The sequence below is a fragment of the Nostocoides veronense genome (genome assembly GCF_039531185.1).
GTDB classification, from domain to species: domain Bacteria; phylum Actinomycetota; class Actinomycetes; order Actinomycetales; family Dermatophilaceae; genus Nostocoides_A; species Nostocoides_A veronense.
In genome coordinates, this window is record NZ_BAAAPO010000010.1 from 19,479 (window position 1) to 42,354 (window position 22,876).

Annotated in this window: 25 protein-coding genes; 3 read left to right on the forward strand and 22 right to left on the reverse strand. The window is 69.3% G+C overall.

What is annotated here, in order from left to right; genetic code table 11:
* Positions 1-144 precede the first annotated feature (144 nt).
* A complete protein-coding gene (locus ABD225_RS03100; protein ID WP_344081123.1) occupies positions 145-771 on the forward strand; it encodes a helix-turn-helix transcriptional regulator in 627 nt (208 codons plus the stop codon).
* Positions 772-898: 127 nt separating this feature from the next.
* On the opposite strand, the gene ABD225_RS03105 is transcribed toward ABD225_RS03100, so the two are convergent.
* The 20 genes from ABD225_RS03105 to ABD225_RS03200 all read right to left on the reverse strand — a co-directional run bounded on the left by ABD225_RS03105 (position 899) and on the right by ABD225_RS03200 (position 14,906).
* Positions 899-1,174: a hypothetical protein gene (locus ABD225_RS03105; protein WP_425564323.1), complete on the reverse strand. Its 276-nt coding sequence runs from the start codon at positions 1,172-1,174 to the stop codon at positions 899-901.
* Positions 1,171-1,899, reverse strand: coding sequence for a RelA/SpoT domain-containing protein (locus ABD225_RS03110; protein WP_344081126.1), 729 nt, complete (start codon positions 1,897-1,899; stop codon positions 1,171-1,173). The genes ABD225_RS03105 and ABD225_RS03110 overlap by 4 nt, the downstream gene beginning before the upstream one ends.
* Positions 1,900-1,926: 27 nt before the next feature.
* The gene (locus tag ABD225_RS03115; RefSeq protein WP_344081129.1) at positions 1,927-2,355 is read right to left on the reverse strand and encodes a hypothetical protein; all 429 of its coding nucleotides are present in this window, start codon (positions 2,353-2,355) and stop codon (positions 1,927-1,929) included.
* 136 nt (positions 2,356-2,491) lie between these two features.
* Complete coding sequence (locus ABD225_RS03120) at positions 2,492-3,268, reverse strand: hypothetical protein (protein WP_344081132.1); 777 nt, start codon at positions 3,266-3,268, stop codon at positions 2,492-2,494.
* A gap of 12 nt (positions 3,269-3,280) precedes the next feature.
* Complete coding sequence (locus tag ABD225_RS03125; protein ID WP_344081135.1) at positions 3,281-3,475, reverse strand: hypothetical protein; 195 nt, start codon at positions 3,473-3,475, stop codon at positions 3,281-3,283.
* Between the two features lie 266 nt (positions 3,476-3,741).
* Positions 3,742-4,590, reverse strand: coding sequence for a hypothetical protein (locus ABD225_RS03130; protein ID WP_344081138.1), 849 nt, complete (start codon positions 4,588-4,590; stop codon positions 3,742-3,744).
* Positions 4,587-4,754, reverse strand: coding sequence for a hypothetical protein (locus ABD225_RS03135; RefSeq protein ID WP_344081141.1), 168 nt, complete (start codon positions 4,752-4,754; stop codon positions 4,587-4,589). Before ABD225_RS03135 ends, ABD225_RS03130 begins: the two co-directional genes overlap by 4 nt.
* A complete protein-coding gene (locus tag ABD225_RS03140) occupies positions 4,747-4,953 on the reverse strand; it encodes a hypothetical protein (protein WP_344081144.1) in 207 nt (68 codons plus the stop codon). Before ABD225_RS03140 ends, ABD225_RS03135 begins: the two co-directional genes overlap by 8 nt.
* Positions 4,954-5,338: 385 nt before the next feature.
* Positions 5,339-6,655: a DNA primase family protein gene (locus ABD225_RS03145; protein ID WP_344081147.1), complete on the reverse strand. Its 1,317-nt coding sequence runs from the start codon at positions 6,653-6,655 to the stop codon at positions 5,339-5,341.
* An 86-nt stretch (positions 6,656-6,741) separates the two neighbouring features.
* Entirely contained in the window at positions 6,742-6,990 is a 249-nt protein-coding gene (locus tag ABD225_RS03150) for a hypothetical protein (protein WP_344081151.1), read from the reverse strand.
* Positions 6,990-7,304, reverse strand: coding sequence for a hypothetical protein (locus ABD225_RS03155; RefSeq protein WP_344081154.1), 315 nt, complete (start codon positions 7,302-7,304; stop codon positions 6,990-6,992). Before ABD225_RS03155 ends, ABD225_RS03150 begins: the two co-directional genes overlap by 1 nt.
* Positions 7,305-7,518: 214 nt before the next feature.
* Positions 7,519-7,800 carry a hypothetical protein gene (locus tag ABD225_RS03160; protein ID WP_344081157.1) on the reverse strand — a complete coding sequence of 94 codons (282 nt, stop codon included), beginning with the start codon at positions 7,798-7,800 and terminating at the stop codon, positions 7,519-7,521.
* Positions 7,801-7,923: 123 nt separating this feature from the next.
* Positions 7,924-8,385, reverse strand: coding sequence for a hypothetical protein (locus ABD225_RS03165; protein WP_344081160.1), 462 nt, complete (start codon positions 8,383-8,385; stop codon positions 7,924-7,926).
* A 65-nt stretch (positions 8,386-8,450) separates the two neighbouring features.
* A complete protein-coding gene (locus tag ABD225_RS03170; RefSeq protein ID WP_344081163.1) occupies positions 8,451-9,374 on the reverse strand; it encodes a tyrosine-type recombinase/integrase in 924 nt (307 codons plus the stop codon).
* A 115-nt stretch (positions 9,375-9,489) separates the two neighbouring features.
* On the reverse strand, positions 9,490-11,196 hold the full coding sequence (locus ABD225_RS03175) for an RNA polymerase sigma factor (RefSeq protein WP_344081166.1): 1,707 nt from the start codon (positions 11,194-11,196) through the stop codon (positions 9,490-9,492).
* Between the two features lie 224 nt (positions 11,197-11,420).
* Positions 11,421-11,810: a universal stress protein gene (locus ABD225_RS03180; protein ID WP_344081169.1), complete on the reverse strand. Its 390-nt coding sequence runs from the start codon at positions 11,808-11,810 to the stop codon at positions 11,421-11,423.
* 130 nt (positions 11,811-11,940) lie between these two features.
* Positions 11,941-13,032, reverse strand: a complete 1,092-nt coding sequence (locus tag ABD225_RS03185; RefSeq protein ID WP_344081171.1) for a DUF4192 domain-containing protein — start codon at positions 13,030-13,032, stop codon at positions 11,941-11,943.
* Positions 13,033-13,151: 119 nt separating this feature from the next.
* Entirely contained in the window at positions 13,152-13,538 is a 387-nt protein-coding gene (locus tag ABD225_RS03190) for a YkvA family protein (protein WP_344081173.1), read from the reverse strand.
* A 156-nt stretch (positions 13,539-13,694) separates the two neighbouring features.
* Complete coding sequence (locus ABD225_RS03195; RefSeq protein WP_344081177.1) at positions 13,695-14,060, reverse strand: hypothetical protein; 366 nt, start codon at positions 14,058-14,060, stop codon at positions 13,695-13,697.
* A gap of 120 nt (positions 14,061-14,180) precedes the next feature.
* The gene (locus ABD225_RS03200; protein ID WP_344081180.1) at positions 14,181-14,906 is read right to left on the reverse strand and encodes an EcsC family protein; all 726 of its coding nucleotides are present in this window, start codon (positions 14,904-14,906) and stop codon (positions 14,181-14,183) included.
* Between the two features lie 167 nt (positions 14,907-15,073).
* On the opposite strand from ABD225_RS03200, the gene ABD225_RS03205 reads away from it, so the two are divergent.
* Positions 15,074-16,711: a DNA polymerase gene (locus tag ABD225_RS03205; RefSeq protein WP_344081183.1), complete on the forward strand. Its 1,638-nt coding sequence runs from the start codon at positions 15,074-15,076 to the stop codon at positions 16,709-16,711.
* Between the two features lie 5 nt (positions 16,712-16,716).
* On the opposite strand, the gene ABD225_RS03210 is transcribed toward ABD225_RS03205, so the two are convergent.
* Positions 16,717-17,655 carry a proteasome assembly chaperone family protein gene (locus ABD225_RS03210; RefSeq protein ID WP_344081186.1) on the reverse strand — a complete coding sequence of 313 codons (939 nt, stop codon included), beginning with the start codon at positions 17,653-17,655 and terminating at the stop codon, positions 16,717-16,719.
* Between the two features lie 27 nt (positions 17,656-17,682).
* On the reverse strand, positions 17,683-21,516 hold the full coding sequence (gene hrpA / locus ABD225_RS03215) for an ATP-dependent RNA helicase HrpA (RefSeq protein WP_344081189.1): 3,834 nt from the start codon (positions 21,514-21,516) through the stop codon (positions 17,683-17,685).
* Positions 21,517-21,789: 273 nt separating this feature from the next.
* Here hrpA and ABD225_RS03220 point away from each other — a divergent pair, with 273 nt between their 5' ends.
* On the forward strand, positions 21,790-22,716 hold the full coding sequence (locus tag ABD225_RS03220; protein WP_344081192.1) for a hypothetical protein: 927 nt from the start codon (positions 21,790-21,792) through the stop codon (positions 22,714-22,716).
* Positions 22,717-22,876: the final 160 nt, after the last annotated feature.

A 22,876-nucleotide genomic window follows, 5' to 3' on the forward strand; every position in this document is an offset into this window, starting at 1 on the left:
CGTCCCGGCGCGTCGCGGCGCTGGTGCGATCAGTCGAGATAGTCGCGCACTAGGAACGCCTGTGCGTTGTGCATGGTCCGTTTACAAGCGAGCAGATCGGCAGCGCTGTGGCGTGCAATATCTCCGACTGAAAGGCGAGGCACCATGACCCCAGCAAACCACCACGTCGAGCACGAGGCGACGGCAGGCTCCACGATGAGCAGCACCACCACCACGGCCGTTCAGCACATGCTCGGCACACTCCAAGTGGGTATCCAGCGCGCGGCAGACCAGAAGGGTATGACGCTCGGGGAGGTCGAGCAGCGGGCCGGCCTCGCGCCGGGCGCCCTGTCCGACCCCGAGCGGCTACCCGTCGATGACCTGGCGGTCGCGGCCCGCGTCCTGGGCACCACCGCCTCGGCACTCGTCAAGCTCGCGGAGACAGCCGCGACACGCGCGCAGCCGCGGCCGGACGCGCCGTGGGCCGACAGCGTCCACCCCTACGGCCCGCCCCTGTCGGACAGGTGGGGCGCGGTCGCCCAAAAGTCCTACCCGCTCTCCGGCAGCAACCGCGTGGTGGCCGTCGAGGTCGATTACGAGCGGCGCCCGGACGGGTCGTGGGTGATCGGCGGAGAGCACGCGTGCAGCAGCGCCCGCCCGGTCGTCTCGATCTTTCGGGCAACGACGGGCGAGGAGGGCGACCTGACCCCGGAGCAGGCCCGTGAGCTGGCGGCGGTCCTGGTCGAGGCGGCGGAGTTCGCTGCTCGAATCGAGGGCGGTGTGGCGTCGTGAGGTGGATGCTGCTGCCAGCCTGACAGGCGCAAAGACAGCAGCGGGAGACGGTGACCGTTAGGTCGCGTCTCCCGCTGCTGTCTTGCGAGGTCAGGCGCAGGCTCGGTGGCCGTGCGGGGGTCGCCTCCTAGATGCCCAGTAGGTACTCACTGGTATGCCACTTGGCTGTCGCGACGCTGCCATCGAAATAATTGGCATGGGTCAACTGGACGGTCTGGAGAGAGTCTGAGCCGACGAGAACGATGTCGATGTGAGGGTTGTCCCGATTGACGTGTTCGCACTCGGAGTACGCCTCAAGGGCCGCGTTCACGTCGTCTTCGAACTTATCCAACCTCACCAGACGCGAGGCCTCGTGGTCGAACACCAGCAAGAAATGCTTGATAGCACTCGTCATCTGGCTCACCTTCCCTGTCCTATGTAGGCCTCGATATCGAGCCTCAATCGGGCGATGGTATCGCGGAGAGGCCCAGGAGTGACGCCGCCCACCTCTTCAATCGCCTGCGCTCGGGAGACTTCCGCCATGAAGCGGTGCGCTAGCCGCGCGGCCGGCCCGGCGCTTGGAGTGAGCCGGTCGGCCTTCAACGTCTCGCCGAACACGTTACTCAGTCTCTCGACAGTGATAGCCCACTCATGCATCATCGGGGTCCTGAGCTGAACCTCGATGTGTCGCGGCGGGTCGCCGTACGTCACGACCACGTGAACACCCCTGTATCCGGACTCTCTCGGCTCAGAAATGTAGTCGCTGTACCCACCGGAGACGCCCCGAGCCTGCACCAGGCGCTGCTCGACCCGTCGAAGCTCGGGGATGGTTCCAATAACCGCTCGAACCCCGCCAATGTCCTGCATGGTCGGGAGGGAGAGGGTGGGCTCGCGTGTCAGTTTGTTGAGGATCGTCTGCATGCGCTTGAGCCTCTGCGAGACGTTTATTTCGCACCCCTCCGTGCGCAGCATGCTGCGCAGGCCATTGTTGGCACTTACCAGGGGTCCGGCATGGGAGGCCCGCCACGCCTCGATCACCCTCAAGGCTTCATTGAACGCCGCAAGGTCCACGCCGTCCGCCCCTCGGAAGAACCTTCGAACGGTGCTTCCTGCCTTCTTTACCTGGGAGTTCGTTGGAGTCTCGCCCACAGGCCGATGATGGCACGCCCGCTGTGGTCAGGAGGGCGTAGGCCTGCGCGCGCGGGCGCGGTCGAGACTGCTCACCTTGCCGCCCGGAACGCTCGGGAGTTGTACGCCCCGACCACCCCCGCGGCGCTGCGGACGCACGCCCTGCCCGTCCGGCAGGCGCAGCGCGGCCAGCAACTGCTTCATCAGGTTGGCCGTATCGTTTGCCCGCTGGAGCGCGTTGGTGATCCGCATCTCGTAGACCTGACCGTCACTCGCCGGGTCCGGCGACAGGCGCATCCACGTATCGGCGTCCCCGCACAGCACGGCGTCCAGCTTGTCCAGGCGATCCTTCGCCCGGCACGCCTCCGTCAACTGCACCAGTTGCATCGGGTCCAGTTCGTGCGCGGCGGTGATATCCGCCCACAATCTGCGCCCGCCGGCGCTCAGGCCGGCGGGCGGGTCAACAACGGCACCCATGCGGGCGCTCCTTCCCCGGCGTCATGCCGGAACTCCCATTGCCAACAATTCCTAGCCACTCCGGACTGCGAGGCACCTCACCTGCGGTTCGGAATGGCAGGGGTTTAACCCCGGCCCCCGGCTCCCAGGGGTCCGGCTAGGCCGGTGCCTTCTCGATGAGCCAGGGCATCGACTCCCGGAGTTCCTTCCCGCGGGCCTCGGCCTCGGCGACCTCTCGGGCGGTGGTGGCATCGTGGGCGCCGCGTGCGACCTGGGCGGCCTCGGCCCGCGTGTTCAGGCGCAGGGTGTAGCCACCGTGGGCCAGGTTGTGGAACGCATTGCCAGGCGCGGTGAACAGGCGGGCCGCGTTGTCGAGGGCGGCGGCGTCGGCGGCCTTGGCGATAAACCATGAGACGTGCTGCTCGGGTTGTCCGCTCAGGTCTCCGAGGATGACCCGTGCGTTGCGGATGCGGGCCAGCGTGTCCAGTGCGGCGTCGAGGTCGCGGTAGGCGGTGACGGCCTGGTCTCCGGCGTCGAGGACGGCGGACTTGCTGGCGCCGGGAGGGAAGTAGCGCCCGGCCGTGTGGACGACGGCGGCAGCGGTGTCGAACCGCGGGCGCATCGCGGTGATGAGGTCGTCGCCCGCGTCGCGCAGCCCGTCGAAGAATCGGCGCGCCAGCGGCTGCTCCAACGTCGTGAACGCGGTGGCAGCGTGGTCCTTGACGGTGAGGGCGGTGGCGAGCTCGGACAGTCGAGCGGCGGCATTCCTGGCAGTGATGCTGCCGGCGGCTGCCACGGCCTCGGCAGCCGGGTCAGCGTCTCGGGCAGCGGCGAGCGCGGTCAGCGCGTCGAGGGCGGCCTGGGATTCCTTGGGCAGGGTGAGGCCGGCGTCACGCAGGGATCGGGCGACGTTGCGGGGAATCGGGTTATACATGGGTGCTCCTTCTCAGAGGGTGGGGGTTGTCGAGCCACCGAGGGCGGCGGCCAGGGATTGCGTCAGCGCGTCGGAGTTGAGCGCGGGCGGTTCTGCTCGGGCGGCCTCGGACTCGGGCCGGTGAGCCGGGCAGGTCAGCGCGTCCTCGATGTGGGCGCGCAGCAGGGCGGCCACGTCTGTGGGACAGGTGCAGATGGGTTCAGTCATTGGGGCGTTCCTCCGTTGTTTCGGGGTCGGTCGAGCGGGCGGCGAGGCCGGGGGTGCCGGAAACTTTGAACCCTGCTTTTGTCCTGCGGGTCTCACCTGCGGTTCCGATCCGTGGGTGGTTAACCCCACCCCGCGGGTGGGTGCGACGGCCGGGCGCAGGCGCGTCATAGCGGTAGAAAGGGGAACGCGCTCGACGCCTTGGCTCCTGCCCAGGCTTGTCCAGTTCGGTGGCTTTCACGCCCGGCCGTCGCTGCTCGTGGACCGGTCTAGTTGACCCGCTGCTTGGTGAAGACGTTGCGCTCGGTGTCGAGCACGCTGCCGAACTGGCGCCCGTCGATCGGGTTGGTCGGGCGCCCCTCGGTCTCGGCGGTCGTCCAGCTGGTCCCGAGGATGTTGCCCTTGTCGTCGGTCTTGACCCACTCGCCGGCGCGGGGGTTGCGGTGCATGACGGTCGTGGCACCGTCCTCGGTGGTGTGGCGGGTCACGTCGAGGCGGATGCCGTTGCGCGCGAGCCAGGCCAGCGGGTTGGACTTGTCGAGGGGACTGCTGGCGATCGCCTCGGCCAGGGGGTCGCGCGGCGTTCCGTCGCTGACGGCGGCCAACTGCTCGACCTCGGCAGGCACGTCAGTCTCGTCTGCGGATGCGGCCAGGCGGTGCAGCATCTGGCCCAGCGGGTCGAACGAGACTTGACCGTCGATCATCGGCAGCACGCTCGCCGGTCCGGTGCTCGGTGAGACGGACTGCCCGGTGATCTCGCGGGCGTACTCCCCGCGGCGGGTGACGGCGTGCTGTGCGTTGACGGCGGCCTGCCAGTCGATGAGAGCCGCTACCCAGGGCTCGGCGGCGATGGTCTGCTCGAACGCGCGGCGGGCTGCGGTAACGTCCTTGCGGGCTTGTGCCTCGGCGGCCTGGTGGTCGCCGGACTGGAGGTAGTGGCGCGCCCATGCCTGGCGGCGGGTGGCGCGCCGGTGCTGCTCGGCCTCGGCCTCGGCGCCCGCCTGGCGCTCCAGTTCGGCCAGGCGGGCCCGGTCGGTCTCGGTGCTGCTGGCGGCCTTCTGCTCGGCGGCGTGGATCTTGGCGGATAGCTCGGTGATCTGCTCGGCGGTGGTGCTCATCGGTCGGTCTCCTTCATCGCGGCGTCGAGGGCTGCTGCTAGGTCGGTTGGCGGGTCGGTTGTGGCCTGGTCCTGGTCGCCGGCGTCGGCCTCAATGGCGGCGTCGAGCGCGGCTGCCAGGCGTGCGATTGCGTCGGTTCCGCGCGTTGGTTGGTTCCTATCCATGCGGTCGTTCCCTTCTCTTGTCGGGGTCTGCGGGGGTTGCGGCCAGGGCGGCCAGGTGGGGACAGTGCGGGTGGTTGTCGTTGCCGTGGTCGTCGCAGATCCATCGGATCGAGCGGCGCTGCCGGCGGATGCGGACCCGTGTGCCGTCCACGATTGCGAGGGCGTCGCGGTGGCTCCACGCCTTGACCACGACGCTCATGGGGTCGCCGCCTTGGCCGGTTGGGGCGAGCGGTCCTGTCCGCCCCACACTCCCCAGGTGCCGCGGCGCCCGTGCTGCTGGGCGATCTCGTCCCCGGCGTCGGCGCATAGCTCGATGAGCGTGCAGGGCCGGCAGGCGCGGGCGGCGCGGGCTCGGTCGTCGGGGTGCTCGGCGGTCCAGTCGTCCCGCCGGTCGGGGTCGAGGCAGGGCGTCCGGCGGTCGGCGTCGAGCAGTCCGTTTATGGCGTCGACCAGTCGCCCGTGAGCGGCCGCCGGCGGATCACTCGCTTTTGTGTTTCCGCAGGTCAGAGCGTCGGGTGACGGAAGGTGACGGTTTCCCGCAACTTTTCCTATATCCCTACGTGTAGGAAAGTTACGGGAAGCCGTCACCATGCGTCACCACCGCGGCCGTTGTCGTCCTCGGCGTAGGGCATCAGGCCCGGGCGGGTGGCACCCCTCTTGGTCCGGGAGGCGGGGTGTCCGAGCCGGTCCAGTTCCTTGCCGAAGGCGCGTTCGGTCAGGGTTTCGGCGCCGTCCCGGATCGCCCACCGCTGCCAGGCGGTGAACAGTTCCCGCGTGGTCGCGGATGCCACCGGGGAGACGTGGCACCCCTCGGTGATGAACCGCCGTACCGCGTCAGACTCGGCGCGATAGTCGTCCGTCGCGGCCAGCACGGTCGCCGGCTCCCGCATCCCGTTGGCCTTGTAATCGGCGTATCCGGCCACGGCCCAGGCCAGCACCGCGTCAGCGTGCAGCAGCAGCCGCTCAGGCAGGCCGGGGTCCCGCTGCGCGGGCGGGACCACCACGTCGAAGGGCAGCACGCGCACGCGGCGCCACACGGCCGGATCATTGCCGCGCACGACGGGCAGCGCGTTGGTGAGGTAGAGCAGCTGGTGAGACGGCATCCAGGTCACGGGCTCCCGGTAGAGGCGGCGCGCGGTCAGCGCGTCACCCCCGGTCAACCGCTTCATGGTCGGCTCATCGAGTTTGCGGCCTTCTTCGGTTTCCGAGCCGATCACCAGGCGGGCGCCGAGCAGTTGCATCATTTCCGGCCCTCCGCTGCCTCGGCCGCGGTCGTGGGCCATGAGCAGCGACGGGTCGATCACCGCGGCGTAGTCGCCCATTGCGCCGGAGACGGCGCCGGCGAACGTGGATTTGCCGTTGGCGCCGGTGCCGATGAGGACGGGCAACAGATGCTCGGTCACGCGCCCGTAGAGGGACTGCCCGACCACGCGCTGCAAATAGTCGCGCTCGTCGGCGTCGGGCAGCACGGCGTCGAGGAACGCCCGCCACTCGGCCTGGTCGGCGTCGGGCCGATAGGCGGCCGTCGTAACCTTGCTCAGCCGATCAGCCGGGTCGTGCTCCCGCAGTCGCATCGTCCGCAGATCGAGCGTGCCGGTCGCGGTGTTCAGCAGGTGCGGGTCGGCGTCGAGGTCGTCCACGGTGGCGGCGAACTCCACCAGGGCGGCGGACACCCCGAGCACCCCGGAGATCCCCGCGTCGGACTCGCACCGGGCTACGTCGGCCCGCAGTTGCTTATCGCCCACACTTTCGGCCAGTGCCTGCGCGAGCACGTCGAGGACCGCGCGGCGGGCGTATCCGCGGTCATCCTCACACCAGCGGGTGCCGTCGTAGTAGTGCCAGCCGATCCCGGCGACGTGCAACAGCCGGTCGATGTAGGCGGCGGCCAGCCGGTAGGCCATGCGGACCTGCCCGGAGTGCTGCTCGCCTCCGGTCGAGACGGGGCGCCCGAGGAGGTCGTAGGCGGCGGAGTCAGTGCTGTGCTTGATCACGCGCCCACCCCCGTCCGGGGACGGGGCGGCGGCGCCGGCCGCTCGGACAACTCCACCGGCTCGCCAGCGACCTCGGCCGCGGTCAGCAGGTCGGAGACGCGCTCGGAGCGGACCAGCCAGCCGCGTTGCACGTTGCACCACAAGGACCGAAAACCCATGTCTCGCAGGCGCATACCGAGAGGGCCACGCACCAGGGCGTGACGGGCTCCCGGCGGCGCGTAGACGTATGACGAGCGGCGCTGCATCAGGCGACCTCCCGCCCGACGGCAGCACGGAACCGCTCGATGCCGGCCCGTTCCCGCGCCTCGGCTCGCTGGCGCAGCTCGGCGCTGGTCGCGGTCAGGAGCGACGGGTCGCGCAGCGGCAACGTAAAGGCATTGCGCACGGCCTGGCACGCCTCGGCCCACACGGCGGCCTCAGCCTCGGCGTGGGCGCGCTCGGCGGCCTCCCGGCCGTGGGCCAGGCCAGTGGCGTATCCCGTGCAAAACACGTCCCACGCCTCGGGAGTGAGGGCCGCCAGGTCGAGCACGTCCTCGGCTCGGGTCGGCGTGGCCGTCATGCTGCACCCCCGGCCGCGCGCTCCTGCATCTCCTGCCGGCGGCAGATCGGGCCGATCTCGTGGGCTACCGATCGCTCGGCCACCAGGTGCGCGCCGCAGCGTCGACACCGACAGCCGAGGTCGATAGACTCGGCCTCAGAACGCCCGCCCGTGTTCACCTTCGTGATTGCCGCCTGGTTGCCCGCCGGGCGGCTTTCTCGTGTTGGCTGTGGACTCACGCGGTGCCGCCCAGGCTGGTCAGTTCGGCCTCGGCGGCGCGGGCGGACTCAATAGCCGATTTCGCGCGGCGTCGCGCCGCGGCGGACTTCAGGGCGAGACGCTGGTAATAGGCCTTCCGCAGGTGCTCGGCCCTGACGGGATCGCCTCCGGCCTCATTGAGAAAGCGCTGCTCCAGCGCCTGGCGTGCGGGGGCGGTTCGGGCGGCGCGGTCTTCGGTCCGTGCCCAACTCTCATGGGACGCGATGGACGCGATAAGGGATCGTTCGTTTGGACTCAAGGCAGACTTCTCCCAGGGAAGAAGTCCGACTAAGACTCCGCGCTCAGCGCAATACGAGCGGTGAAATGCGGCCTATCCGCTCGGGGCCGCCGCCCGTAGGCGGTGTGCCTAGCGTACATCAGGTCAGCGCTTGCGGCTCTTGTGCTTCCCGTCAGCGCGTCGCCCGGTCACCGAGATCCCATCGGCCACGCCCGCCGTCAGCGCGGCGGTGACCACTTGCAGCAAGTGGGTGGTCAGTACCGAGTCGCTCCAGCCACACGACGCCAGCGGGCAGATGAACCGCGTCTTCAAGTGGTCTACGACGATGGACTCTCGGCCGTGGGAATGCTCGTCGCAGTAGGCGACACCCCTTGCGGTGCGCCGGGGGCAACCATCCTGACCGCACACTCCCCCGAGATTGAAGAAAGTGCCGTCCTCGGTGACTCGGGACTTTCGACCCCCGTCATCAAAGGGGAGCACCCAGAACTCGTCTCCCTCCATCCCGTCGTCCAGCACGGCCGTGAACAGTCGGTGTCCGTAGGGGCAGGCCAGATCGAAGGTGGCGCGAGCGACCACGGCGCGTTGGACCGCGGGGGATGCGCCCATGACTTTCCATATGCGTCGGCGCTCCTGACCCTGGCGGGATTCCCATTCCCGGCGTTCGTCGAGGTTCACAGGTCCCCCAGGTTCAGCCGGGCCGCTTCCTCGGCGGCGCGAGCGCTGGCACGGGCGCGGGTGTAGCGCATCAGCATGTCGGGCCGGGTCCAACCGGCGACGGCCATAAGACCACCTTCCGACCCCCCAGCGGCGAGCCACCTGTGCGCGGCCGTGTGGCGCATGATGTGCGGGTGGAACCGGGCGATGCCGGCAGCACTGGCGCGGGCACCGAGGGTCTTGTGCAGCGCGTCGTAGGTGAAGCCCTTGCCGCGGTCCCCCAGCCATAGCGCCGGGCTGCTGGCGAGCCGGTGGCGGTTCCTGACGCGGGCATATCGGTCGATTGCCTTGGCGGTGTGGGGGCCGAATGGGACCGAGCGCCCCTTACCGCCCTTGCCGCGGCGGATGATGACGTTGCCGCCGGCAAGGTCGAGGTCTGCCAACTCGATCGCCACAATCTCCCCGGCTCGCGCGCCCGTCTCCAGCATCAGACGCAGGATCGCCTCGTCCCGTCGCCCGCGGAACAGGTCGTTGGGGTCGGCGTCCCGTCCGGGCTCGCACGCCTTCAGTAGGGCTCGCAGTTCTTCCTCGGTCAGCGGCTCGGTAACCGTCGAGTCGAGGCGCGGCGGCTTGATTCCGACGAACGGGTCTTCTGTGATCTCTCCCTCATCGAGCAGCCACGCGGCATACCGGCGCATTCCGAGCTGGCGCGCGCGGACGGTCGCGGGCGCCGCCCCACCGTCGAGCAGGCTGGTCGTCCACCGGCGAAGGCTGGTCCGGTCGAGCGGCGTCGCGCCCTCGGCCTCGCACCAGGAGATGTAGAGCCGGGCCGCGTCGCTGTAGGACTTGATCGTCTGCGGGGACTTGCGATCTGCCCGCAGGGAGAGCACCCAGGAGGGCAGGAGCACCGCGATATCGGGGGCGGGTGGTGACTTGGGCACGACACCGAGGGTAACCGATATCTGGACTAGGAGCGCTGTGCTCGGGTATGGTGTGGCCCGTCAGCGCTGAAACAGGCGGTTGACCTGCATCAATGCCAACGGGCCAAAGACAACCTCAGTCGAGGTAGTCGCGCAAGACCTGGGAGCGGCTGGGGTGCCGCAGCTTGCTCATCGTCTTGGACTCGATCTGGCGGATCCGCTCGCGCGTGACGCCATAGACCTTGCCGATCTCATCGAGCGTCTTGGGCTGGCCGTCGGTCAGGCCGAATCGCATGGCGACGACGCCGGCCTCGCGCTCGGAGAGGGTGTCCAAGACGCTGTGCAATTGCTCCTGCAGCAGCGTGAAGCTGACCGCGTCGGCGGGCACGACCGCCTCGGAGTCCTCGATGAGGTCACCGAATTCGGAGTCGCCGTCCTCGCCGAGCGGGGTATGCAGCGAGATGGGCTCACGGCCATACTTCTGCACCTCGACGACCTTTTCGGGGGTCATGTCGAGTTCGCGGGCCAGCTCTTCCGGGGTGGGTTCGCGGCCTAGGTCCTGCAACATCTGGCGCTGGACGCGGGCCAGCTTGTTGATGACCTCCACCATGTGCACGGGGATGCGGATGGTGCGGGCCTGGTCGGCCATGGCGCGGGTGATGGCCTGACGGATCCACCAGGTCGCATAGGTCGAGAACTTGTAGCCCTTGGTGTAGTCGAACTTCTCGACCGCGCGGATCAGACCGAGGTTGCCTTCCTGGATCAGGTCGAGGAAGAGCATGCCGCGGCCGGTGTAGCGCTTGGCCAGGCTGACCACCAGGCGCAAGTTGGCCTCGAGCAGGTGGTTCTTGGCCTTCTTGCCGTCCTGGGCGATCCAATGCAATTCGCGGCCGAGCTTGGTGAACTTATCGGAGCTGGACATCGCGGAGAGCTTTTCCTCCGCGAACAGGCCGGCCTCGATGCGCTTGGCGAGTTCGACCTCCTGCTCGGCGTTCAGCAGCGCGACCTTGCCGATCTGCTTGAGGTAGTCCTTAACCGGGTCGGCCGTGGCGCCTGCCGTGACGACCTGCTGGGCCGGCGCATCGTCCTCGTCGTCATCGCGGATGACGAAGCCGGCACTGTCGTCGGATTCCTCCTCCGCCTTGGGCTTGGCGTTGCCCTCCTCGTCCTCGCCGTCCTCAGAGTCCTCGGTCTCGCTGGCGTCATCGGGGGTGTCCGCGGCCTCCGGCTCAATGGCGACCGCCTCCTCCTCGATGTCCTCGGGGGCCTCGTCGACCTCGTCCTCGGTCGTCTCGTCCTGCGTGCCATCGGTGGCGCTCGCGGCCTTCTTGGCGGCCGACTTCTTGGCTGGGGTGGCCGCCTTGGCGGCGCTCTTGGCCGGTGCCTTCGCAGCAGCCGTGGCCGCCGTCTTGGCGGGCGCCTTGGCAGCAGCCTTCGTTGGCGCCTTTGCGGTGGCCGTGGCCGTCGTCTTGGCGGGAGCCTTGGCCGCGGCCTTCTTGGCGGCCGGCTGCGTGGTGGCCTCCGCGGGTGCGGGGTCGGCCGCCTTGGCCGGCGCCTTCGTGGCGCGCTTGGCCGTGGCTGACTTGGCGGTGGTGGTCTTGGCCGCGCTCGCGGGCGCAGCCTTTTTGATCGGCATCTCGACGACTACCTCAATTCCTTGCTCTTCGATGGCCCGCACGACGGCCTTGCGACGGGTCTCGGTGACCGTCGCGGCGACCATCGCCTCAACCAATTGCACGCCGGTGATGCGACCGGTTGTGGCGCCCTTGCGAACCAGCTCCTGCAGCGCTGGGTGGCCGAACTCACGGGGTAGGGCGGGGACGGCCTGGGACGAACGCGGCACGGACTGACGGCACCTTTCGCGGCGGTATGGCGGTGGTCACCGGCGCGGGCAGGGTGGACCAGACCGTTGACGGTGGAGTACGCGGGGATGTGCCGTTTCGTCCGATGCGTGGGCCGGGCGGTCTCAGGTTGAAGTTGCCGGTGGACGCGATCAGATCGACATCGACATCGCCATTATAAAACCCGAGATCGGAGGGTGGTATTCCGCCCGGTTCGTCGCGAGATTCAGTCCGCTTTGACCGCGAGGACGGGGCACGGCGCGTCGAGCAGGATGCGCTGGGCGTTGGAGCCGAGGATGAGCTTCCCGACGGGCGTGCGGCGTCGCAGGCCGATCACGATCAGATCGGCGTTGATGTCTTCGGCGATCGCGATCAGGTCCTCGGCTGGCTCGAGGCCACGCACCAGGGAGCGTAGGTCGACGTCGACGCCATCGGCGCGCATCTGGCTGACCAGATTCTCCAGCTCGGTCTGCTGGTCGGCCTCAGCCATATCCCGTCCGCCCCGGGCGGAGTTGATAACGACCAAGGACGTCGTCCGAAGCTTCGCCTCCTGCACCGCGTGCGTGAGCGCAGCGCGCCCCTCTTTCGTGGGGACATATCCGACGACGATCGCCACCTGTTTCTCCTCCTTGAGCAATGGGTGGTACCCAGTGGCTCCAAGTTACCTGAGAAGTGCGCTTCGTCTGGCGACGGGCCCTATCGCGATTGGGCGTGGCGTCGGCTAGCGCGCTGGGTGGGTCGCCGCCTCAGGCCACGCCGGCCCCCGGCGCCTGACCCGCGACGGCATGACCGGGCAGCATCCCCCGACCGAGCGCTCGGTGCAGCAAGCCGGCGAGCACGTGCTGCGGATCTGCGGCCAGTGCCTCGTCGATGGCCGCCGAACAGAGATGGCCGCGTCCCAGCCGGCCGGCCAGGAGCGCCGTCACGCAATAGGCACCCGCGCTGATGGGCGGTGGGCAGGTCCGTGACAGCGTCGCGAACCGGAAGAAGATGCGTTCCACCGCAGCATGGGTCCACGCGTGCCGGTGCCAGGACGGCTCACTGCGGCGAGATCGAGGCGGCTCCAAGGCCCGGCCAAGGAGGTCGCGAGCGCGAGCCAAGGCGCCCGGCGCCAAGGCGTCGAAAGGCACCGACTCCGGCACCAGCAGGGCGATCACGGCATCGCGAAACTCCCGATCCAGCAAACTGCGGCCCATGGCCACCGCGGTCGCGGCATCTGGCCACCAGAAATCGGGCTCGTCCACGGCGCCGAGGGTGAAGAAGCGTCGCCAGGCCCCAGTCGCCAGCACGGGGATGCGGGCCTCCCGACCGGTGACCCGGGTGATCGTGCCGTCCGGGCCCGGCGTGGGGCGCAGCAGATCCAAGGAGGTCTCCCGATCCGGCGCGGCGCTGCGACCAAGCCCGACGAACTCCGCCACCGCACCGGACTCATCCGCCCGCGGCATGGGGTGCCAGGTGCCCCAGCGCAGCGGCTCGTCGCTGCCCAACTGCCGCCAGGAGCCGCCAGCGACGAGGGCGCTGAGCGGCATACGCAGCCCCCATGAGGAGAGCCGGTCCCCGACGGCGAGGAGGGTGCCCCAGCCGAGGGGTGTGTCGTCATACAACACAAGCAGGGCCCCATCGCCGCCTGCTTGGCTGGTCGCCCAAGCGATGCGTTCGCACGTCGCGTCGATCAGATCAAGGGCGTCGGCTGGCTCGCGCGGGATGTCGAGGCGGGCCGAGAAGCAGATCGTGTGCTCGCGGAGCACGACGACGACGAGGGACTCGCGGGGATGGAAGCCGACCTGATAGGGCAGGGCGGCGAGGAGGTCTTCTGGTGAACTGATGGTGATGGTCATGGCTCAACGCTGCCCGCACCACCCATCCGGGCGGAAGACCCCCGAAAAAGCCGTGGATAACGCACTTTCGGCCCCCAGACCTGTGGATAGTCCGGGGCCGAAAGGGATCTTTCAGCAGGTCAGCGGAGCACCTGTCCAGCGACGGTGGCGGGCGCCGGAGCACCCGCACTCGCCGAGCCAGCCCCCGCCTCCCAGTCCAGGAAGCTTTCCGTCTCGGTCACGAGAGCGGCGGCGAGCCAGGAGAGCACGAGGGCGTCGTCGGCGAGCCCGAAGACCGCGAGGATGCCCTCGGGCATCAGGTCGACCGGGGAGAGGATGTATGCCGCGGCGAGACCGAGCATGCCGAGGCGAGCCATCGTCATACCCCGGTAATCGCCGCGGCTCACGGCGCGCACCAGGCGGGGCAAGGCGCTCGCGCGCACGGCCAGGGATGGAGCCCCGGGACGGGTCGCCGATCGGACGGCGGTCATCAGGGAGCGGGCGAGCAGCAGGCGGGAGCGAGCCACGGTAAGTCCTTCTCGAAGCGGTCGCATCGGGCGCGACCGGGTCGAGATGTCCAACGCCTTTGCAGCGGCCCCGATTCCCGCCCCGCGCCGGGCGCTTGTCTTGGGGTGGGGTATTGCGGGTGCCGCAGCCCATGGGGCTGTCGGTCACACAAAGCGCTAGCGAAATCCCCAGTCACCGACTGTCACCGTGTGCTCATTCCACGCGCCGATCCAGCTCCATGCGGTGTACCACCGTTGTCCGACCGTGGGCAGCAAATCCTCCACTCGATAGGCCGGCGAGCGGACGACCGCCCCGACCGGGATGGGGCCGAGCATGAGAGTCCGATAGGCCTCCACGAAGCACTCGCAGCGCATCACCGTGAAGACCTCACAGTCGGCATACAGACGGCCCGCCGTGAAGGGCGTTGCAGATACCTGGAGGTCATAGGCTGCCGATTCCATCCGGCCCGCGACGGTGGCGAACCCGATCTCGGCGGCCGCCTTGGCGGCCTCGGGCGTCGACCAGCCTTGCTCGCCCTTCATCCATAAGGTCTCGTGAACCAGTTGCGGTTCCAGTTGACGATTCTTGGTGTTCGTCGTTACTGGCCGCAGTCATCGCCCGACCCTAGTCCACGATCAGACCGGGTTTGCGCCGCCGAGGCGCTATGCCGGCTTCACCTCAGGGAACTCGTGCCGGGCGGCATCGGCGATGCGGCGAATGAGGTAGGTGTCCAGGCCGGCTCCGACGAATCCGCCCGCGACCGGGAGGCCGCGGCCGAAACGGGTCAGCACGCCGCGGCCGGCGGTGGAGAGCAGCCGGAAGGCGACGGCCTTGTTGACGACCATGAGGATCGGGCCGGGGAGGCGCTGTGCGGCGAGATTCGACAGGCGCCCGGTGGCGACGACGCCCGCCTTCTTCAGCAGATCGTCGGCGTCCGCGCCCACGAGCGTGAGCAAGATGGCCGAGCGGATCTCGGGCTTGTTGATGTCGTAGCCGCGCGTCTTGGCGATCGAGGCCACCATGCGGGTGGCAAGCAGATAGAACTCCACGAGGTTGGCCGGCAGCGCGATCGGCATGGTGATGAAGCCGCCGAGGCTGGTCAGGAAGCCGCCGGTGGCGGCGAGCATGGTGTGGTCCTTGACGATCTCGTCGATGGCCTCGTCGGTCGATCCCCTCTTGCGCAGTGCCTCGCGAGCGATCTTGTCGGCGGAATCCAGCGGGCCGCGGCCGTCGATGCCGGTGTCGAGGAGGCGTTCCATCAGCCGCGTCGCCGCGCCGGTCAGGCCGCCCTCGTCGCCCTCGCGGGCGCGCTGCAGCGCGGAGCCCGTGGTCTCGACATCGCGGCGCAGCGCGGAGTTGTCCTTCTTGATCAGATCGAGCAGGCCCATGACGTCTTTCCTTGCCGGTGGAGGAGCGGAAGTGTGGCGCCGATCCTTTCACGCTTGCGGCAGCCCACCCGGCCTTAGGTACGACGATTGGCGGTCTGGACGCCGCCGGTCGTCGTATGTCGTGCAGCACGGATGGGGCTGTCGGCCCCCGGACGTATGGTCGATCGGTGTCCTCCCCCACCCCGCTGCTCGCCCTGGTATGCGGACCGGCCGGCTGGGCGAGCTACGACGGGCAGCGGGTGCGGACCTGGACCGCACCGGACCTGCCCGACCTGGGCCCGTCGGGGATGCGCGTCGTCGTCTGGCAAGCGGCCGACCTGGCAGGGCTGGCGGCGGCTGACCAGTTGCCGCCGCGCGTGCTCGATCTCGCCGAATGCCACCGACTTGAACACGGCGGTTGGCGCGCCGACCCGGGGCGGATCTGGGCGGGGGTGCACGGGCTGGCGGTGGACGGCATACCCGAGCAGGCCCCGGACGATCTCTTCGCCGCCCTGGCCGCTCCCCTGCCCGACGATGCCCTGCTGACCCCGGCGGGCTATCTGCGCGCCGATGCCGTCGCCGGCACGTGGCAGCGGACGCCGGAGCGGCTCGGGCAGTGGGCGCGGGCGGCATATGGCTGCGCGCGCACCCTGCTGCAGGGCTTCGCGGCGCGCGGCCCGGGGGCGGTGGCGACGGCCATCAGCGAGTCGAGCGCGGCGCTGCTCTGCCTCGAACTGGAGCGCGATGGACTCCCGATCGACCGGGCCGGCATGTCCGCCCTGATCGCGGATGCAGCGGGCGAGCGACCGCGAGATGCCTTGCACGGCATACAGATTCGGGTCGAGCGGGACGCGCGGGTGCTCCAGCACGCGCCGGGGCACGACGGGGTCGACCTGCGCAATCCTGCCTCGGTCAAGGCGCTCCTCGCGGCCATCGGAATCGATGTGCCATCGACGCGCAAGTGGTTGCTGGAGCCCTTTCGCGACGCGCATCCACTTATCAGCCCACTCCTGGAGTGGAGGGCGCAGGAACGGATCGCGACGACCTATGGCTACCACTGGCTGGACACCCACGTCGGCCCCGACGACCGCCTGCGGGGGCACTGGACGGTCTGCGATGGCGCGGCCGGCCGGATGACGGCGGAGAACGGGCTGCACAATTTGCCGGTCGTCCTACGGCCCGGGGTGCGTGCCGAAGCGGACCACCGATTCGTCCGCGCCGACCTCGGCCAGATCGAGCCGCGGGTGCTTGCGTGCGTTGCCCGCGACGACGCCTTCGCCGCCGCCACTGCCTCGGACGACCTCTATGCACCGGTCGCTGCACGCCTCGGCGTAGAGCGCTCGCGCGCCAAGGTGGCCGTGCTCGCCGCGATGTATGGCCAGCGCTCCGGCACAGCCGGCGAAGCGCTCGCCGGCCTGCAGCGGGCCTATCCGGTCGCCATGGGCTTCCTGGATCAGGCGTATGCCGCGGGCGTCGCCGGCTCCGACCTGCGCACCCACGGCGGCCGGCTGATCCGCACGGCGGGCCCCTACGACCCGGGTTCGCGGGGCAGGTATGCCCGCAACGCCCTGATCCAGGGCGCCGCGGCGGAACTCTTCAAGGCGTGGGCCGCGACGGTGCGCGTGACGACGGCCGATCTCGGCGCGCAGGTCGTCTTATGCCTGCACGACGAACTCCTCGTCCACGTGCCGGAGGCCGCGGCGCAGGAGTGCGCCTCGCGGGTCGAAACCGCCCTGACCGATGCGGCCCGGCGGTGGAGCGGCGGTGCGCCGGTGCGGTTCGTGACCGACAGCTCGATCATCGAGCGCTGGTCAGAGGCAAAGTAGCCTCTTCAGCCGGCGTCTGGCTCGTCGGAAACCGATCGCAGGAATTGCTCGACATCGGCCGCCAACTCATCGGCCGAAGGGATCGGATTCGCTTGCGGCGTCAGCAGATTCGGCTTCTCACTGGCCTCGAGGAAGTTGTCGTACTGCCGCTCCAAGCCCTCAACCGCTGCGGCGATCTCCGGGTTCTGAGCAATCTCCGCTTCGATCTGAGCCCGACCCTCCGCCGCCGCCTGCACCAGCGCGTCATTGGGCAAGTTGAGCCCGGTCGCATCGACGATGGCGTTGAGCGCGGTGAGCGCGCCGTCGTGGAAGTCGGCCTGCGCGAGGTAGTGCGGCACGTGAACAGCGAAGCCGAGCGCGGAGTCGCCGGTCTCCCCCAGCCGCAGTTCCAGGAGGGCGGCCAAGCTCGAGGGGATCGTGACCTGCCCGAAGATCGGATTGCGTTCGCCGATCAGGGATTCGTCGGTCGCATGCGCGGTCAGCCCGACCGGCCGGGTGTGCGGCACCGCCATGGGGATGCCGTGCGCCGTCACCACGAGCGGATTGCGCAGGTGCGCCAGGATGACGCGGATCGCCTCGATCATCCGCTCCCACTGATAGTCCGGCTCGGGGCCGGCCAGCAGGTAATAGGTCGTCCCGTCGCGGTCCTTGAGCTGGTGCAGCAGCAGGGCCGGGTCGTCATACCCGATGTACTTGGTCTTCTCAAAGATCATCAGCGGGCGCCGGCCGCGCAGGTCGAGCAATTGGTCGAGATCGAAGCTCGCGACGACTTGCGCCGTGGACGCCTCCAGCAGGTGCCGAACCAGCAGTGACTGAACATTGCCGGCGTCGATGAAGCCACCGAGGCCGACGATCAGCACACCGGGCGGCAGCGCGCCGGGGTCGACGCCGGGCTCGAAGGAGAAGAGCTGGGTGGGGTCCTGCACGGCGGCCTTCCGGGTCAAGAGTTCATGGTTCTGGGGTCTGAACGCCTAGCGGGCCGAGTTGATTCCACCCTGTCCCGCCGTCGAGCGCACGTCGGCGATCGCCTTCTGCACGCGCTTCGCGCTCACGGGGTATGCCGTGCCGAGACCCTGCGCGAACAGCCCGACCCGCAGTTCCTCGATCATCCAATTGATCTGCGTGACGGGATCACTACCGCGCTCAACGGGCGGCAGGGACGCGAGCAGATCGGCATACGCCGCCTCGACGGGATCGAGCTGGTCGAGGAGCCGGCGGTCGCGGGCTGGGTCGGCGGCCGCCTTGGTGAGGCGCTGGTCGATGGCGCGCAGGTAGCGGGGCAGGTCGGGCAGGTGCGCGGCGCCGACGCGCGCGACGAAGCCTGGCCCGACGAGACCGTCGAGTTGCGCTCCGATGTCGGCCACCGTCGCTGCGAGATCCGGCCGGGTCATCGCGGCGAGCCGGCCGCGCAAGGCGTGCGCCTGCTCCACGAGCGGCCCGACGATGTGCACCATGGACAGGACCCGGCTGGCCGCGTGCGTGCGCACCGCCGCGAGCGCGATCTCGAATTGCTCGCGCGTCCGGATCTGCTGCGTCGGTCCGTCGGCGACGAGGTGATCGACGGCCGCCGCGAGGGCGTCGTCGAGCAGTGCCGGGACCGAGCCGTGGGGGGCGAGTTGCAGTTGAAGTTTGTCCCCGGTGCTGAGCCCCGCGAGGACGCGCTTCCATGGCGGATTGGTGGCGAGCAGCAGCAGCCGCCGGACCCCGAGGCGGTTCGCGGCGGCCGCGGCGGGCTGACTGGCGAGCACGCGCAGCGCCACGGAACTGCCCTCATCAACGAGCGCGGGATAGCCGATGACGTCATGCGCACCGATGCGTCGGACATAAGTGTCAGGCACCGGCGTCTCCGGAAAAGTCGTCAGGCCTGCGCGCTCGATGGCCGCGCCGGCCTTCGCGACTCGACGCTTCACCTGCCCAGAAAGCTTGTCCCGCAGGGCATTTAGGTCCTTGCCGGTGCCGAGCTCCTCGCCGCGGTCGCCGATGACGACGAAGGTCATCCGCAGGTGTGGGGCGACCTTGGACCAGTCCCAGTCGGTGGGCGCGATGGCGATTCGCGTGTGCTCGCGCAGGACGCGCGCGATCTCCTCCGTGATCGCGCCACCGTCCTGCCGGATCTCGCGCACGACATACCCCGCGTGGTTCGGGGCCGGCACGAAGTTGGTCCGCACGCCCTTGGGCAGCGACCGGATCAGGGCGGTCACTAGGTCCTCACGCATCCCGGGGACCAGCCAGTCAAAGCCCTCGTCCGGCACCCGGTTCAGGACGGTCAGGGGTATGCGGACACTCACCCCGTCCTGTGGGCTGCCGGGATCGAACTGGTAGCTCAGGCGCAAGTCGAGGCCATCGACGGTCCAGGTGCCGGGGTAGTCCGCGCCGGCGACGCCCGAACCGTCCTCGCGGGTGAGGTCGGCCTCGGTGAACGTCAGGAGTTTGGGTCGATGCCGTTGCTCGCCCTTCCACCAGCGGTCGAAGTGCTGCGCCGAGACGATGCCGGGCGGGATGCGCTCGTCGAAGAAGGCCGCGAGTTGCCGGTCGTCGGCCACGATATCGCGCCGGCGAGCCTTGTCCTCCAGCGCCTCAATCCGCTGCCGCAGAGCACGATTCGCCTTGACGAAGGCGTGCTGGCTCTCCCAATCGTCCTCGACGAGGGCGTGCCGGATGAACAGATCACGGGACAGTTCAGGGTCTATGCGGCCGAACTGGACGCTTCGGTCGACGACAAGGGGGACGCCATACAACGTGACCCGCTCGGTGGCGACAACACTGCCTTGCTTGCGCGACCAGCGCGGCTCGGAATAGTCGCGCTTGACCAGATGCGCCCCGGCCTGCTCGGCCCAGAGCGGGTCGATGCCGGCATTGACGCGCGCCCAGAGGCGCGAGGTTTCGACCAGCTCCGCGGCCATGACATATGCCGGTTGCTTGCGGAAGAGCGCCGACCCCGGGCTGATCGCGAAGCGTGCGCCGCGGGCGCCGAGATAGTCGCGGGTGGACTCATCGCGCAGGCCGAGGTGTGAGAGCAGTCCGGTGAGCAGGGCCTGATGAATGACATCCCAGGCGGGTTCGGCGTCGCGAGCGGCCGTGGCCCGGTCGGGGTCGATGCCTTGACTCTTGGCGGCCGAGCGCAGTTGCTGGTGCAGGTCCTGCCATTCGCGCACGCGCAAGTAGTGCAGGAACTCGCGCTGGCACATCCGGCGAAAAGCGCTGCTGGACAAGTCTTTTTGCTGCGTCTTGAGGTAGTTCCACAGGGTGAGGTAGCTGCCGAAATCGCTGCCTGGGACTTTGAATCGGGCATGCGCTTGATCGGCCTGCGCCTGCTGCTCCGTGGGCCGTTCGCGTGGGTCTTGGATGGACAGGGCAGCGATGATGACGAGCACTTCGCGGGTGCAGCCGAGCTCGTCGGCGGCGATGAGCATCCGTCCCATCCGCGGGTCGACGGGCAGCCGGGCGAGGGTGCGGCCGATGCGCGTGAGGCGCTCGCCGCTTCTCGACATCCGGCCGCGTCCGCTCCCCCGCGGCTCCTCGTCTTGCAGGGCGTGGAGTTCTTTGAGCAGGCGCACGCCGTCGGCGATATTGCGGTGATCCGGCGGGTCGATGAAGGGAAAGCGCGCCACCTCGCCGAGCCGCAGGCTGGTCATCTGCAAGATGACGGCGGCGAGCGAGGTACGCAGGATCTCCGGCTCGGTGAACTCGGGGCGGGCGTCGTGGTCTTCCTCGGCATACAGGCGGATGCAGATGCCGTCGGCGAGCCGGCCACACCGGCCCGCGCGCTGCTTGGCGCTGGCCTGGCTGATCGGCTCGATCGGCAGCCGCTGGACCTTCAGCCGCTGCGAATACCGCGAGATGCGCGCGGTGCCGGTGTCCACGACATACCGGATGCCCGGGACCGTCAGCGAGGTCTCGGCGATATTCGTCGCGAGGACGATCCGCCGCCCCGTATGCCGGGCGAAGACCCGGTGCTGCTCGGCGGCGGAGAGCCGCGAGAAGAGGGGGACGATCTCAGTGGCGGGCAACTTCATACCAGCCAATGCGTCTGCGGCATCACGGATTTCGCGCTCGCCCGAGAGGAAGATGAGGATGTCGTGGTCGCCATCTTCGTGGCCGGTCGCCTCGGTCCACAGTTCCTCGACGGCCTCGCAGATTCCGGTCAGTTGATCGACCGCGGCACCGTCGGCGTCGAGGAGCGGGCGGTAGCGGATCTCGACGGGATAGGTGCGCCCGGACACCTCGATGACCGGGACCGGCCGGCCCGGCGCGGCGAAGTGCTCGGCGAAGCGCTGGGGGTCGATGGTGGCGGAGGTGATGACGACTTTGAGGTCCGGCCGGCGCGGGAGGAGCCGTTTGAGGTAGCCGAGGATGAAGTCGATATTCAGGCTGCGTTCGTGGGCCTCGTCGATGATGATCGTGTCGTAGGCGCGCAGGTCGCGATCGCGCTGCAATTCGTTGAGCAGGATGCCGTCGGTCATCACCTTGACGACCGTCTCGGGCGATGAAGTGTCGGTGAATCGCACCTGGTAGCCGATTAGGCCGCCAAGTTCGAGCCCGAGTTCGTGGCTGATCCGCTCGGCCACCGAGCGGGCGGCGATCCGGCGGGGCTGAGTCAGTGCAATCCGCCCACCCGTGCCGCGGCCGATCTGCAGGGCGATCTTCGGGATCTGGGTCGTCTTGCCCGAGCCCGTCTCGCCGGCGATGACGACGACCTGGTGCTCCCGCATCGCCTCGGCGATCTCGTCGACGCGCTCGACGACCGGCAGATTGGCGGGGAAGTTCAGGTCCGGGAGGTCGAGTCGCCGCCCCTCCACAGTCACCGCGTCAGTCTAGGCGCCCGCCTCCCGGGCTGGCCGCTGGTTTCTGCCGCACGCCCGCGGCGGCGGCGGCGTCGGCCCGGCCCCGCGGGCTACAGGTATGCCGCCCGCCCGCCGACTCGTGAGCGTGCGGCGCGCGGGCGGGCGGCATACCTGTAGCTCGGCGGGCCGGAGTGAGGGGCAGCACGCGCACCAGCGCGGGATGGGACAGCGGGTTATCCACAGGTCTGCCACGGGCGACCAGCGCGATCGGGCCGGCCGCGGCACGCTGGAGGCATGTCCGTTGCCGCCACCCTGGGTCACCTCGGTGGGTGCGCTACGGCCGGGCAGTTGCGGCGGCGGCACTCCAAGCGGGCGATCCGCGGCGCCGTGCTGAGCGGGGAGATCCTGCACCCGGCACGCGGTCGCTATGTTGTCGCAGAGGTCGCCGCGCACCGGCAGCAGGCGTATTCCGCATGCGCCGTCCTCTCCCACGTCAGCGCGGCTTTGGAGCACGGGTGGGCCGTGAAGAATGTGCCCGAGCGAGCCTGGATCGTCGTCTCACCCGGCCGGTCCCTGCCGAATCGGGAGACATTCGCCCACGTCAGCTGGGCGGGGACCTCGCCCGCCGAGCGCGCGGCCGGCGTCACCGCTCCGCTGCGAACGGTGATCGACTGCTGCCGGGTGCTGCCGCGCGACGAAGCGCTGGCCGTTGCCGACTCGGCGCTTCGAGCCCGCGCGATCACCCGAGCGCAGCTGCGTGCTGCTGCGCTCGGCGCTCGTGGACAAGGGGCGGGCACGCTGCGGTGGGTGGCCGCTCACGCCGACGCTCGCGCTGCCAACCCTTTCGAGTCAGTGCTGCGCGCCATCCTGTTGACCATTCCGGGGCTCGACCTGCGTCTGCAGCATGTGATCGCGGAGCCTGGGCTATTCGCCATCGTTGACCTGGCGGATCCGATCCTTCGCTTGGCCATCGAAGCCGAAGGCTTTGAGCACCACGGGACCCGGGGCGGGCTGGTGCGTGATGCCCGCCGCTATAGCGAACTCGCGATCTACAACTGGAGCCTGGTGCGTTTCGTCTGGGTCGATGTGATGTTTCATCCGGACTGGGTGCGCTGGGTTGTGGAGAGTTGGCTCGCAACCCGTTCGGGCGCACCGATGCCAGTCCGTCCCCACGATGTCCCCGCTGTGCGAGACCGGCAACCAGCCCGCGCCGCCGGCTGAACCCTCACGTCGTCCTTGTCCACCGACACTCCGCGGATGCGCCAGAACCTCGGTGTTCACCTGCCGCCGGGAACCAGCCCGCGGCCCGACCGACTACAGGTATGCCGCCCGCCCGCGCGCCGCTGAGCCTGCGGCGGGCGCTGCGCGCGGCATACCTGTA